This window comes from Novosphingobium kalidii, from assembly GCF_040534015.1.
Lineage (GTDB): Bacteria > Pseudomonadota > Alphaproteobacteria > Sphingomonadales > Sphingomonadaceae > Novosphingobium > Novosphingobium kalidii.
On record NZ_JBEWLY010000008.1, the window covers coordinates 86,552 to 100,115 of the forward strand.

The 13,564-nt window shown below is 62.1% G+C and carries 13 protein-coding genes; 6 read left to right on the forward strand and 7 right to left on the reverse strand.

The features are described 5' to 3' along the window. Positions 1 to 9 precede the first annotated feature (9 nt). Entirely contained in the window at positions 10 to 531 is a 522-nt protein-coding gene (locus ABVV53_RS03575; RefSeq protein ID WP_353982952.1) for a hypothetical protein, read from the forward strand. A 2-nt stretch (positions 532 to 533) separates the two neighbouring features. Continuing rightward, positions 534 to 1,037: a CinA family protein gene (locus ABVV53_RS03580; RefSeq protein WP_353982954.1), complete on the forward strand. Its 504-nt coding sequence runs from the start codon at positions 534 to 536 to the stop codon at positions 1,035 to 1,037. Here ABVV53_RS03580 and ABVV53_RS03585 read toward each other — a convergent pair. Together ABVV53_RS03585 and lipA are read right to left on the reverse strand one after the other, a co-directional pair. Then, the gene (locus ABVV53_RS03585; protein WP_353982957.1) at positions 998 to 1,456 is read right to left on the reverse strand and encodes a type II toxin-antitoxin system RatA family toxin; all 459 of its coding nucleotides are present in this window, start codon (positions 1,454 to 1,456) and stop codon (positions 998 to 1,000) included. The genes ABVV53_RS03580 and ABVV53_RS03585 overlap by 40 nt on opposite strands. Next, on the reverse strand, positions 1,456 to 2,409 hold the full coding sequence (lipA, locus tag ABVV53_RS03590; RefSeq protein ID WP_353982958.1) for a lipoyl synthase: 954 nt from the start codon (positions 2,407 to 2,409) through the stop codon (positions 1,456 to 1,458). The genes ABVV53_RS03585 and lipA overlap by 1 nt, the downstream gene beginning before the upstream one ends. Before the next feature lie 65 nt (positions 2,410 to 2,474). Between lipA and ABVV53_RS03595 the strand changes: the two genes are divergently transcribed. Next, positions 2,475 to 3,140, forward strand: a complete 666-nt coding sequence (locus ABVV53_RS03595; protein ID WP_353982959.1) for a carbonic anhydrase — start codon at positions 2,475 to 2,477, stop codon at positions 3,138 to 3,140. Positions 3,141 to 3,198: 58 nt separating this feature from the next. On the opposite strand, the gene ABVV53_RS03600 is transcribed toward ABVV53_RS03595, so the two are convergent. Beyond that, entirely contained in the window at positions 3,199 to 4,593 is a 1,395-nt protein-coding gene (locus ABVV53_RS03600; RefSeq protein WP_353982960.1) for a hypothetical protein, read from the reverse strand. 308 nt (positions 4,594 to 4,901) lie between these two features. On the opposite strand from ABVV53_RS03600, the gene gyrA reads away from it, so the two are divergent. The 3 genes from gyrA to trmFO all read left to right on the forward strand — a co-directional run bounded on the left by gyrA (position 4,902) and on the right by trmFO (position 9,473). Next, positions 4,902 to 7,718 carry a DNA gyrase subunit A gene (gene gyrA, locus ABVV53_RS03605; RefSeq protein WP_353982962.1) on the forward strand — a complete coding sequence of 939 codons (2,817 nt, stop codon included), beginning with the start codon at positions 4,902 to 4,904 and terminating at the stop codon, positions 7,716 to 7,718. Beyond that, a complete protein-coding gene (locus ABVV53_RS03610; protein WP_353982964.1) occupies positions 7,715 to 8,068 on the forward strand; it encodes a DUF952 domain-containing protein in 354 nt (117 codons plus the stop codon). The genes gyrA and ABVV53_RS03610 overlap by 4 nt, the downstream gene beginning before the upstream one ends. Before the next feature lie 73 nt (positions 8,069 to 8,141). Further along, positions 8,142 to 9,473 (forward strand): methylenetetrahydrofolate--tRNA-(uracil(54)-C(5))-methyltransferase (FADH(2)-oxidizing) TrmFO, encoded by a 1,332-nt coding sequence (gene trmFO / locus ABVV53_RS03615; protein ID WP_353982966.1) that lies wholly within the window; start codon positions 8,142 to 8,144, stop codon positions 9,471 to 9,473. 6 nt (positions 9,474 to 9,479) lie between these two features. Here the strand turns inward: trmFO and ABVV53_RS03620 are convergent, their stop codons facing one another. The 4 genes from ABVV53_RS03620 to pdhA form a co-directional block, all read right to left on the reverse strand. Continuing rightward, positions 9,480 to 9,941, reverse strand: a complete 462-nt coding sequence (locus ABVV53_RS03620) for an EF-hand domain-containing protein (protein WP_353982967.1) — start codon at positions 9,939 to 9,941, stop codon at positions 9,480 to 9,482. Positions 9,942 to 9,965: 24 nt separating this feature from the next. Continuing rightward, entirely contained in the window at positions 9,966 to 10,631 is a 666-nt protein-coding gene (locus tag ABVV53_RS03625) for a squalene/phytoene synthase family protein (RefSeq protein ID WP_353982968.1), read from the reverse strand. Positions 10,632 to 11,014: 383 nt separating this feature from the next. Then, positions 11,015 to 12,448, reverse strand: a complete 1,434-nt coding sequence (locus ABVV53_RS03630; RefSeq protein WP_353982970.1) for a pyruvate dehydrogenase complex E1 component subunit beta — start codon at positions 12,446 to 12,448, stop codon at positions 11,015 to 11,017. Then, entirely contained in the window at positions 12,448 to 13,515 is a 1,068-nt protein-coding gene (gene pdhA / locus ABVV53_RS03635; protein ID WP_353982972.1) for a pyruvate dehydrogenase (acetyl-transferring) E1 component subunit alpha, read from the reverse strand. Before pdhA ends, ABVV53_RS03630 begins: the two co-directional genes overlap by 1 nt. Positions 13,516 to 13,564 lie beyond the last annotated feature (49 nt).

Here is a 13,564-nt window from a genome sequence, read left to right on the forward strand (position 1 = left end):
GTCAGATCCATGCGCAAATTCGCAGCCGCCTGTGCCGCTATCCTCGCCATTTGCCCTGCGCTAGCTCAGGCCGCGCAGCCCTGCCTCACGCCAGCGGAAGCCTCTTCCCTCACAGCCTTTGCTCTGCCGAGCGCGATCACCGGCACCACAAAACGCTGCGCTCCTACTCTTGGCAACGGTTCCTTCCTGCGCAGCGGTGGAAGCGAACTGGCGGGTCGCTACTCCGCACGCAGGTCGCAGAACTGGCCTGCTGCGAAAGCTGCCTTTCTCAAGATGGGCAAAGGAAACGAAAGCAGCGCCATGTTGGCGAATCTGCCCGACCCTTCACTGCAGCAGATGCTGGATGCGCTGATCGAGGGTATGGTCGCCCAGCAGATCCCGCTCGAGCACTGCGGTGAGATCGACAGGGTCGTCGGTTTGCTTGCCCCCCTACCCCCTCAAAGCACTGCTGAGTTGATCAGCATCGTGTTCGGCCTGGCCGGCAAGACGGGTCAGGGCCGGACCAACCTGTTCTCAGTGTGCAAGAGCTAAGCGTGGCATCGGCGATCCTCTCCGACGACGTCGTTGCACTTGCAGAGCAAGTCGTTCGGGAAAACACTGCGCTTAGCCGCAAAATAGCCGTTGCCGAAAGCTGCACTGGCGGACTCGTATGTGCAGCTCTCACGGAAGTCCCAGGTTGTTCGGCCGTGTTGGATCGAGGCTTCGTCACGTACTCCAATGAAGCCAAGGGCCAACTCCTCGGCGTGTCCGACGATATCATCGAAGCATTCGGTGCAGTCTCGCCTGCAACGGCCTGGGCCATGGCCCAAGGCGCGCTAAGCCGCAGCGACGCCGACGTGGCCGTTGCTATCAGCGGTGTTGCCGGACCAGGTGGCGGCAGCGAACTGAAGCCGGTGGGCACAGTGGTTTTCGCTTGTGCTCGCCGGGGCGAAAGCGTGGAAGAGATCAACGCCGAGCAGCGCCTTCTCGACGGAAAGGACCGGGGTGAGATCCGCCGTCAGGCGACACTGGTCGCGCTGGAACTCTTACTACCGTAAAGCTGCTCCGCGCGCTCTTCGAACGCGCTCACCATCTTCCGAAACGCACGGTCGAAATATTGCCCGGCAATCCTTTCGAAGATGGGGTTGCGGAAAGCAAAGTCCACGCAGAAGTCGACCTCGCAGCCTTCTTCAGTGGGCCTGAACGTCCAACTATTGTCGAGATCGCGTAGCGGCCCGTCGATGTAGTGCACACGAAGCTGCTCAGGCCGAACCTTCTCGACACGAGACGTGAACTTCTCCTTCAGCGCCTTGAAGCCGACCAGCATGTCCGCGATCATTTCGGTTTCGCTGTCCGATCGTACCCGCGTCGCCACGACCCATGGCAAGAATTCGGGATAACGGCTTACATCGGCTACCAGGTCGAACATCTGTTCTGCCGTGTAGGGAAGTCGCCGCGTCTGGTGAATCCCCGGCATTAGCGCTGCTCCGCCAAGGCCGCACGGGCGAGCTTAGCCTCACGAGCGGCGCGCATTTCGGCAAAGTCCTTGCCAGCATGATAGCTCGATCTCGTCAGTGGTGACGATGCGACCTGGAGGAACCCCTTGGCGCGAGCAATCGCACCATAGGCCGCGAACGCCTGGGGCGTTACAAACTCGATCACCTCAGTGTGCTTGGGCGTCGGGCGCAAGTATTGCCCCATGGTGAGGAAATCGATGTCCGCGCAGCGCATGTCGTCCATCACTTGATGAACCTCAAGGCGCTGTTCGCCCAGTCCGAGCATGACTCCAGACTTGGTGAAGATCGAAGGGTCATGGCGCTTGACCTCTTCAAGCAGACGTAGCGAAGCATAGTAGCGCGCGCCTGGCCGAATGGTTGGATAGAGCCGAGGAACCGTCTCCAGATTGTGATTGTAGACATCGGGACGGGCCGTAACGATAGCCTCTACCGCACGCCGCATCTTGCCGCGGAAGTCAGGCGTGAGGATCTCGATCGTCGTCTGCGGTGTGTTGCGACGCAGTTCCTCGATCACCTTGACGAACTGCGAAGCGCCGCCGTCGGGAAGGTCGTCACGGTCGACCGAGGTGATGACAATGTGCTCCAGCCCGAGCTTAGCGGCCGCTTCCGCTACATGCGCGGGCTCATCCTTGTCGACGCGCCCAGGCATTCCGGTCTTCACGTTGCAGAAGGCGCAGGCCCGCGTGCAGGTGTCGCCCAGAATCATCACCGTGGCGTGTTTCTTCGTCCAACATTCACCAATGTTGGGACAAGCCGCTTCTTCGCAGACCGTGTTCAGCTTCAGGTCGCGCATGAGTTGGCGCGTTTCGCCGTAGCCTTTGGAAGTGGGAGCCTTGACGCGGATCCACTCGGGCTTGCGCGGGCGCGGCTGATTTTCGGGATTCACGCTCGGCGGGGAGGACAGATCATTCATGGGGCCCAGATAGTCGCATGTGCCGCCCCTTGCCAGTGCGAAAGACCGGAGTCATCAAGCGTAGCATGACCAGATCCGATGCAAACGTCCCCGACCCCGTCCTCGACCATCTGCTGGCGGGGTATCAGCGCTTTCGAAAAATCGGCTGGGCCCCGCACCGAGAGCGCTGGGCAGCATTGAAGGAAGGGCAAGAGCCTGAGGTGATGGTTATCGCCTGCTCCGACAGCCGGGTTGATCCGACGCAAATTTTCGACGTTGATCCTGGCGAGATATTCGTAGTCCGTAACGTCGCCGCGCTAGTGCCACCGTTTGAGACGACACCGGGGCACCACGGCGTTTCCGCAGCACTGGAATTCGCGGTGCAGGTACTCAAGGTTAAAGAGATCATGGTGCTGGGCCACGGCATGTGCGGCGGCTGCAAGGCTGCGCTGACTCAGGCCATGCACGGAACGGAACCCGGACGTGGCGGCTTCATCGCAGACTGGATCTCGCTGCTGGACGAAGCGCGAGTGCCTGTTGCCGAGAACTACGGCACCGAAGGGCGGGAAGCTGAGCGCGCCATGGAACTAGCGGCCGTGCGCGTGAGCCTTGAGAACCTGATGACCTTCCCCTGCGTCAACAGCAAGGTGAAGGCAGGCAATCTGCGTTTGCGCGGCGCCTTCTTCCCAATCGCCGATGGCATCCTTCATCTTCTGGACGAGAGCACCGGAGAATTCGTCGCCCAAAAGTGAGCCAAGAAAAAAGGGCGCCGGTCTCCCGGCGCCCTCGTTAAACGTCGCGTCGCTTACCTCAGCTCGCAGGCGCCGCAGCCGCTGTCGGAGCTGTACCAGCGGTGGCTGCTGCCGGATTAGCCTTTGATGCAACATAAGCGGTCCAGAGCTTCGCCACCGGTGCGCGAGCGCCGCCGACTTGTGCGAAAGTTCTCTGCGCCTCGGCATACTTGCCCTGGTCTGCCTGCGCGATGCCAAGCCGGGTAAGCACGCGGTCCTTCTCAGCGCCGGCCTTGGGCAGGGCGAGCTTATAGAGTTCCTCCGCCTTCGCGGGCTGGTCGTAGCTCAAGAGAGCATCGGCCGCGCCGTTGATCCTGGCGAAGTTTGCCGAAGGAGCACGTGCGTCCTTCTCGTAGGATGCGAGGGAAGCGCGGTCTGCACTAAGGCGTCCCTGTGCCATGCCACGAGCCTCTGCGACGTCGCCGGAGGTCAGTTTGCCGGACGATACGCCCTGATCGATGATCTTCAGCGTCTCACCGGGGAGGCGCCGGGGGTCGGCATCCTGGATATAACTGAGGTAATCGGACTTGCTGCTCATCGCTCCTGTACGGGCCATCAGCCGCATCAAGTCCAGGTTCTCCTGCGCGCCCAACGTGGTGAGTGCACGGGTCACCTGAAAAGCGGTGTTCCAGCTCTGCGGGCCGGGATGAAAGCGTACCAGCTCAGCCGACAAATCGATCGCAGGCCCGGCCTGCTTCGCGTCGTAAGCGGCCTGAAGCGCCGTGCGCAGCGCGGCATCGCTTGGCGTGGTGCCGGCGGCCTTGGCCTTCTCGATCTCTTGCTGGGCCATCTGCAGGGCAGCGCCGGTATTGTTGGTGCGCTTGTACGCGTCGGCCAGAACCCGATCGATCATGCCCTGCTGATCGCGATAGCCTGAATCATAAGCCGGCTTCAGGTACTTCACGGCTCCGGCATAGTCACCCGACTGGTAGGCGGTGACGCCCGCGAGCCACTGTAGCTGACCCAGCGAATCCGGCTGTGCCGCTCCACTGTCGAGCATCATCACCAAGCCTTTGTGCTGCTGGGCGACATCGCCTTTCAACACGCCGACGTTACGGGTGATCTCGCCAAGCTTGATCTTGTCCATCGGCGTGGTTGCGACAGCCGCGATAGCTGCAAGCTTGGCGTCCGCTCCGCCCAGAGCCGCATCAACTTCAGCTGCAGCAGCTGACTTGGCCGCCTGGTCCTGTGCAGCGGCGGCCCTGTCGCTCGCTGCCTTGACGGTCGGGTTGCCCGATGCCTCGCTGACGGCCTTGTCCAGTTCGGCAGCCGCAGCCGCGAACTCCTTGGAGAATGAACCGGCCTTCGCCTGCTTGGGCGCAGCAGCAGCCGGCAGCGGCGCCACGGCGGTAGCGAGCCCGCCCGACAGAGCCACAGCGAGAGCAATACGGGAAATAAGGAACGTGCGAGCCATCCAGGCCAACTCCTCTCATGCTTGCTGAGCCGAACGTTTTCACGAGCAGCCCAGCTTTGAAATCTTCATCGATCATGGCGAGCCAAGCTCGCCGTGACAACCATGTACCCGTTCTATGAGCCGCGCTGTGAACGCGAATTGAATGCCTATAGTTGCATCTTACGGTTCCAGCCGGTGCCTTGTGCAGGTCAGGTGTGGAAAACGGAACCTTACGAGACTCCGCGACAGAGGCATGACTGGCATTCCACCGCTGCTTGGCCTAGGGCGACGGCTCGCATATTTCCGCAACAGAGAAACGATAAGAGCGCGTGAGCGACGACACCGATATTCTGGAGCCGACTGGCCCCTCGGGCGAGTACACCCGCGTCGACATCGTCGACGAGATGAAGAACAGCTATCTCGATTACGCGATGAGCGTGATCGTGGCTCGCGCGCTGCCAGACGTGCGCGACGGCTTGAAGCCGGTGCACCGTCGCATCCTGTACGCCAGCCAGGAAGGCGGCTTCGTCGCTGGCCGTCCTTACCGCAAGTCCGCCAAGATCGTCGGCGACGTTATGGGTAACTACCACCCGCACGGCGATAGCTCGATCTACGACGCGCTTGCGCGCATGACCCAGGACTGGTCGATGCGCGTGCCGCTGGTCGACGGCCAAGGCAACTTCGGGTCGATGGATCCCGATCCGCCGGCGTCGATGCGTTACACCGAGGCGCGTTTGGCGCGCGTGGCCAACTTCCTGCTCGAAGACCTCGATAAGGATACGGTCAACTTCCAGGACAACTACGATGGTTCGCGTCAGGAGCCGCAGGTCCTGCCGGCGCGCTTCCCGAACCTGTTGGTCAACGGCGCTGGCGGTATTGCGGTCGGCATGGCCACCAACATCCCGCCGCACAACCTTGGCGAAGTGATCGACGGCTGCCTGGCGTACATTGAGAACCCGGCGATCAGCGCCGAGGAACTGTTTGAGATCATTCCCGGTCCCGATTTCCCGACCGCTCCGCTGATCCTGGGCAAGGCTGGCGCACGCGCTGCCTACCTCACCGGCAGGGGCTCGATCATCATGCGCTGCCGCTATGAGATCGAGGACGGACGCGGCTCGAACCGGGGTGCGCGCTCGATCGTGCTGACCTCGATCCCGTTCCAGGTCGGCAAGTCCGGGCTTGTGGAGAAGATCGCCGACGCGGCCAAGGAGAAGCGGATCGAAGGCATTGCCGACATCCGCGACGAGTCCAACCGCCTAGGCGTGCGCATGGTGCTGGACCTCAAGCGGGATGCGACGCCTGAAGTGGTGCTCAACCAGCTGTGGCGTCACACGCCTGCGCAGTCGAGCTTCCCAGCCAACATGCTGGCCATCCGTGGCGGGCGGCCGGAGACGCTGTCGCTGCGCGACATCATCCAGGCCTTTATCCAGTTCCGTGAAGAGGTCATCACCCGCCGCACCAAGTTCGAGTTGAACAAGGCGCGCGACCGAGCGCATATCTTGCTCGGCCTAGTCGTTGCCGTGTCGAACCTCGACGAGGTCGTGAAGATCATTCGCGGCGCTCCCAATCCTGCAGAGGCTCGTGCCCGCCTGATGGCGCGCGAATGGCCGATCGGCGATATCGCGCCCTACATCCGCCTCGTCGAAGCCATCGAGCCGAACGCAGAGGAAAGCGGCGGCAGCTACCGCTTGTCCGAGGCTCAGGTGCGGGCCATTCTCGACCTGCGTCTGCATCGCCTGACGGCTCTGGGCCGCGATGAAATCGGCGACGAGCTTAAGGAATTGGCGCTCAAGATCGAGGAATACCTCGCGATCCTGGCCGACCGGGTGAAACTCTACGCGGTCATGCGTGAGGAGCTGGAGGCCGTACGGGCCTTTGCCACGCCGCGCATGTCGGAGATCGTCGCCGCGGCGGACGGTATCGACGACGAGGACCTGATTGAGCGCGACGACATGGTGGTGACCGTCACCATGGACGGCTATATCAAGCGCACGCCGCTCTCTACCTTTCGCGCTCAGAACCGCGGTGGCAAGGGCCGCGCGGGCATGGCGACCAAGGACGAGGACGTCGTTTCCGAGATGTTCGTCACCTCGACGCACAATCCGGTGCTGTTCTTCTCAACATCGGGCAAAGTCTACCGCCTCAAGGTCTGGCGCCTGCCCGAGGGTGGACCCACCACGCGCGGCCGCCCGATCGTCAACTTGCTCCCTGCTCTCGACAAGGATGAGACGATCGCCACCGTTCTGCCGTTGCCGGAGGACGAAGGCACCTGGGGCGCGCTCCACGTGGTGTTCGCCACCGCCAAGGGCAATGTGCGCCGCAACGCCATGGACGCGTTCGCGAACATCCCTTCCAACGGCAAGTTCGCGATGCGCTTCGAAGAAGGCTCGGACGACCGTCTGATTGGCGTTGCGCTGCTTGGAGCCGAGGACGACGTCCTGCTGGCTTCGCGACAAGGCAAGGCGATCCGCTTTGCGGGCGATGACGTGCGTGAATTCCAGAGCCGCACGTCCACGGGTGTGCGGGGCATGAACCTGAAGGAAGACGACGAGGTCGTTTCTCTTTCGATCCTGCATCGCGTCGGCACCACCGCGGAAGAGCGGGAAATGTACTTGCGCTTCGCACCGTGGAAGGCGGAAAGGGACGGCGAGCCGGACCTTGATGGTGACCGGTTCGCAGAAATGGCGCTTGGGGAGCAGTTTATCCTCACGGTCTGCGCCAATGGCTATGGCAAGCTGTCCTCCGCCTACGAGTATCGTCGCACTGGCCGCGGCGGTCAGGGCATTACAAACATCGACAACATCGCACGCAATGGTCCGGTGGTGGCCAGCTTTGCTGCCACCAAGGCAGATCAGCTCATGCTGGTGACTGACCAGGCCAAGCTGATCCGCATAGGCTTGGACACTCTGCGCGTGATCGGCCGCGGAAGCGCCGGGGTGAAGCTGTTTGACGTGGCAAACGGCGAGCATGTGGTGAGCGCCGTCCGCATCGACGAAAGCGACGAACCTGAAAACGAAGCCGAAGCCGCCATCGTCGAGGAGATGGTCGCGCGTGCATCGGACGAGACGGAGATCCCGACCACGGTCGACCGCGACGATCTGGACGAGAACGACGAAGATAACTCCAGCGGAGATGCCGGGGAATGAGTGCGCCCGTCACTGTGGCCTACAAGGTCCTGACCGCCGAACAGATGGAGCAACTCGAGCGAGACGGCGTCTTTTCGGGAGCTCCGGTCGACATGGCCGATGGCTACATCCACTTGTCGACCGCGGAGCAGCTGGACGAGACCGTGTCCAAGCACTTCGGCGGGCAGGAGAACCTGCATCTGGCGGCGGTGGATTTGGCAGCTCTCGCCGACAGCGTTCGGTGGGAGCCCTCTCGCGGGGGGGCCTTGTTCCCGCACATCTACGGATCTCTGCCGCTCTCGGCGGTGATCGCCTATAGTGAGTTGAAGCGTTTGCCTGACGGGAAGATCAGGCTCCCTGTCACCGGCTGAGCTGCTCGCCGAGTGCCCTTCGCGCCGTCACAACCTCTTGTATCGTTGCCCTCCACGGGTCTAGGCGCGCATTATGACACATGACGTTCACATCATCGGCGGCGGCCTCGCCGGCAGCGAAGCCGCCTGGCAACTTGCGCGACGCGGCGTGCGCGTGCGTCTTTCGGAGATGCGCGGCACCGGAGAGCGCTCGCCGGCGCATCAGACGGACGCTCTTGCCGAACTGGTCTGCTCAAACTCGTTTCGGTCTGACGATGACGAGAAGAACGCGGTCGGGCTGCTCCACCATGAGATGCGCAGGCTAGATTCGCTGGTCATGGCTGCGGCGGCGACAGCCCAGGTCCCCGCCGGTTCCGCGCTGGCAGTCGACCGCGACGTGTTTTCCGCCGAAGTGGAGGCAGCACTCGCCGCCCAGCCGACCTTGGAGATCGTACGTGAGCGGGTGGACGAGGTCCCGGCTTCAGGCCTAACGATCATCGCTACCGGTCCATTGACCGCTGCGGGACTGGCGCAAAGCATCGGCACACGGACAGGCTCCGAGAGCCTCGCTTTCTTCGACGCCATCGCGCCAATCGTGTACCGCGACAGCATCGATATGGACATGTGCTGGATGGCGTCCCGCTGGGACAAGGGCGAGACGAAGGACTACATCAACTGCCCCATGACCAAGGACCAGTACCTGGCCTTCCATGCGGGCCTGCTGGCGGGCGACAAGACATCTTTCAAGGAGTGGGAGGCCAATACGCCTTACTTCGACGGATGTATGCCCGTGGAGGTCATGGCCGAGCGCGGGGTCGACACCTTGCGGTTCGGACCGATGAAGCCGGTGGGTCTGGATGATCCGCGCACCGGTCGCTGGCCTTACGCCGTCGTCCAGCTGCGGCAGGACAACAAGCTGGGTACGCTGTGGAACATGGTAGGCTTTCAGACCAAGCTGAAGCATGCCGAGCAGATCCGTCTGTTCCGGACGATACCCGGGCTGGAGAACGCGGAGTTCGCTCGCCTAGGCGGGCTGCACCGTAATACTTTTCTGAACTCTCCGGTTCTGCTGGACGCACAGCTGCGCCTCGGGAACGCGGAGCACATTCGCTTCGCCGGCCAGATAACCGGATGCGAAGGCTATGTCGAAAGCGCCGCAGTGGGCCTGATGGCGGGTCTTATGACTGCCGCACAGGTTGCCAATCAATCCTGGTCGCCCCCACCGCGAACGACTGCGCTGGGTGCTTTGTTGGCTCACATTACCGGGGACGCGGAGGCGGACAGCTACCAGCCGATGAACGTCAACTTTGGCCTGTTCCCACCCATGCACGAGGTGAAGAAGAAGCAGCGCAAGGAAGCATATACCGATCGTGCGAAGCAGGACTTGGGAAGCTGGATCATCTCTCAGCCGCTGATCGCGGCCTGACGGTCGCTAGCAGGCGCACTTGGGTTTGGCGCGAGGGGGTGGCGCCGTCGTGCGAAATTCGTCCCGCGTTAGGATTAGATCGTTGTCTCCATCGGCAGCACCAAATTTGTCGACCGTGACAACAGCCCATTCCTCGAACGTCAGCAAGTTGTTGCCGTCCTTGTCTAACTTGCGAAAGCCAGCGCTGCGCGGTGACAGGAATTCGTTGCGCGTGATGCGACCGTCGCTGTTCCGGTCATAGCGCCCGAAGCGACGATCCTCACCCGACAGCTCGGAAACCTCAGGCGGGGCGGGACCCTTTAATCCTGCCACATCTGCGGAAGGCAAGGCGTCGGGCTCTGGCGCCGATGCGAGCTGCGGCAGCGGCGGAGGAGCGCCGCGCTCAACCTCTGCCCTGCCCTGTAGCCAGAACAGGCCGGCCCCCACGAACAACAGGGCTGCTACGGCACCCAGAACTATCCGATTCATTGTCGCCCCCTTCTCCCCAATGCCCTAGAGGCCCAGCAATCCCCGCCGCAACGCCTCGAAGACGGCACGGGGAGATGCAGCTCCAGCTTCACTCCCCGCCAGGCGTCGCCGCCGCGCGAGAGCGGCCGCCACGCGTAGGGGCCGCAGCGCTCGCCCAGTGCGAGGAAGTGCCACCGGTTGCTCGGCTGCAAGCGCAAGCGCTATTTTGCGCTCGTCCTCTCGACTGAGGCGCATTGCGAGATCCTCAAGAGCCCAGATCCGCCCCAACGACGTGGCTGCGTCTTCCTCTTTTACGCTTCCTAGGACACGCGCCAGTGCGCCAGACGCCGCTGCTCTGCCCTGTGCGAAAGCTCTGACTGCCTCTTCCCCCAGCGGCGGATGCGCGGTGAGAGCCTCCCATCCGTCGATTAGCGATGTGAGGGGGCTGTGCTGGTCTACCCAGCTCCGGAGTAGACTGAAGATCGGCTCTCCTTCGGGCCAGCTGGATGCAGGCCGAGCAACTGCTTCTCGCCACCACGCGAGTCGAAGCTGGGCCAGCATCGGCTCGCTCGATCCTCGAATGAGATCTGCCAGTCGAGCATCAAGCGCGAACACCGCCAGCGTCCGTTCTCGCGCCCACGCCGGCGCGTAGACAAGCGCCAGTCGCGAAACGGCAGGTAACGATGCGATCGGGGCAGGCGTCAATTCCATACGGGGCCGTGTAGGCTGAGTGAGCCGGAGAAGGAAGTTCCCCGTCAGCCGAACACTCTGAAAAGATAGCCGCGGCAGTCCGCCATTAACCATCACCGTTACGCAAGGGCTGAAGCCAGAAGATGCGATGTGCGGAACCTACCGCATCGGACCTTTGTCGCAGCGCCTGGAAAGATGGTTCAGGGCTTACGCTGACCCAGACCGTGGAGAACCGTTTCACCTTCGCCTGCAACGAGGCGAAGAACTGTTGATCTCATTCACGGTTCGATCGAGCCGTGACCTGAGCCAGATCTATCAGACTTTACCCGCCAACCCGGTCATGGACTGCAGCAAGTTCACGAGCACGGTCTCCTGAGCGTCCAGCGCAGGAGACCGTAAAACGTTCAGCGGTAGCAGACCTTCTTGACCGCCTCGATAGCGCGAGCGGCATCGATCAGTGCGGCCTTCTCGAGGTTTGCGGCGTAAGGAAGCGGTACGTCTTCGTCACAGACGCGCAGGACTGGCGCGTCGAGATCGTCGAAACCCTCTTCCATGCATATCGCGATGATCTCGGATGCGATGGAGCAGAAGGGGTAGCCTTCCTCGACGACGACGAGGCGATTGGTCTTCTTGAGGCTATTGAGTACTGCGGACTTGTCCAGGGGACGCAGTGTCCGCAAATCGAGTACTTCCGCGTCGATCCCCTCAGCCGCCAGCTGCTCGGCTGCCTTCAGAGAGACTCCCACGCCGATCGAATAGGAGACGATGGTCACGTCCTTACCCTCACGCACCACCCGTGCCTTGCCGATCGGCAGAACATGATCGTCAAGCTCGGGCAATTCGAAGGAGCGACCGTAGACCAGTTCGTTTTCCAGGAACACGACGGGATCTTCCGAGCGGATCGCCGCCTTGAGCAAACCCTTGGCGTCTGAAGCATCATACGGTGCAATAACCACCAGACCAGGAACGGACGCGTACCACGGAGCGAAATTTTGCGAATGCTGCGCCCCGACGCGGGAGGCAGCACCGTTCGGTCCGCGGAATACGACAGGGCATCGCATCTGCCCGCCCGACATGTAGTTGGTCTTCGCAGCCGAATTAATGATGTGATCGATTGCCTGCATGGCGAAGTTGAAGGTCATGAACTCGACGATGGGCCTGAGCCCGCCCATGGCGGCACCGGCTCCGATGCCCGCGAACCCGTACTCGGTGATGGGCGTATCAATCACACGCTGCGGTCCGAACTCGTCAAGCAATCCCTGCGTGACCTTGTACGCACCTTGGTACTCTGCGACTTCCTCGCCCATGACGAAGACTCGCTCATCGCGGCGCATCTCCTCGGCCATCGCGTCGCGTAAAGCTTCGCGAACCGTGGAAGTCTTCATGTTCGTGCCAGCAGGTATCTCGGCTGCTGTTGCAGGCGCTACCTCGCTCCCAAGTTGAGCGGTGCCGGTCGCAAGCTTACTGTCGCCCTTGGCTGCGTCGGACTCGTCAGCTTTCAGTTGTTGCTCGGGGGCTTCGGTCTTGGCGCCCTGCCCGCTGCGGTCATCATCCGATCCGCCTTCCGACTTCTTGGGCTCTGCCGTTGCTGGTTCATCTTCGCTGGAAAGAACGGCGATTACAGTACCGACTTTCACACCTTCTGTGCCTTCGGGGACGACGATCTTCCCGATCGTACCCTCGTCCACGGCCTCGAACTCCATTGTGGCTTTGTCGGTCTCGATCTCGGCAAGGAGGTCGCCAGATGACACCTCATCGCCTTCTTTCACCAGCCAGCGGGCGAGCTTGCCCTCTTCCATCGTCGGCGACAATGCCGGCATCTTGAGCTCGATCGGCATCAGTAGCTCTCCACCAGCACGTCGGTGTAAAGCTCGGAGGCATCCGGCTCAGGCGAACTTTCGGCGAAGTCAGCCGCTTGCCCGACACTGGCTCGAACGCGCTTGTCAATTTCCTTCAGGCTCGCCTCCGACACACCTATCTCAATCAGTTCGCTCTTCGCATGCTCAATCGGATCGCGCTTCTCGCGCACTCCCTGAACTTCTTCCCGCGTGCGGTACTTGGCGGGATCGGACATCGAGTGCCCCCGGTAACGATAGGTATTCAGCTCCATCAGCACCGGACCATTACCGCCGCGCACATGCTCGAGCGCGATCTCAGCCGCTTTGCGCACTTCAAGAACGTCCATGCCGTCGACCTGCATCCCAGGGATCCGGAACGCCGTGCCGCGGCGGTAAAAGTGCGTCTCTGCCGACGAGCGGTTGACCGCCGTACCCATCGCGTACTGATTGTTCTCGATGACAAAGATGATCGGCAACTTCCAAAGGCTTGCCATGTTGAAGCTCTCGTAGACCTGGCCCTGGTTGGCGGCGCCATCGCCAAAGTAGGCCAGCGTCACTCCGCCATCGCCACGATATTTGTGCGCAAAGGCCAGCCCGGATCCGAGCGGCACCTGTGCGCCGACGATGCCGTGCCCGCCGTAGAACCGGTGCTCGACGCTGAACATGTGCATCGAGCCGCCCTTCCCTTTCGAGATGCCGGAATGGCGGCCCGTTAGTTCCGCCATGATGACCTTGGGGTCGATTCCGTAGGCCAGCATATGGCCGTGATCGCGGTAGCCGGTGATGACCGAATCCAGGCCGCCGGTGAGCGCGGATTGCAGTCCGACGGCCACCGCCTCCTGGCCTATGTAGAGGTGACAGAACCCTCCGATCAGCCCAAGGCCGTAAAGCTGCCCCGCCTTCTCTTCAAAGCGTCGAATGAGCAACATCTGCTCATAGAACTGCAGCAATTCCTCCTTGCTCGCCTGATATCGGCGGTCGGCGGAATGAGCTTCAGCCAGGCTGCGCAAGGCGAAGTCTTCGTCTTGCTGGTTCGATTCAGGTAACGGCGTCTGGACTTTCGGCAACGGGCATATCCCTGGCTGGATGCGAGTCAGGCGAGGGGTATAGGCTCCT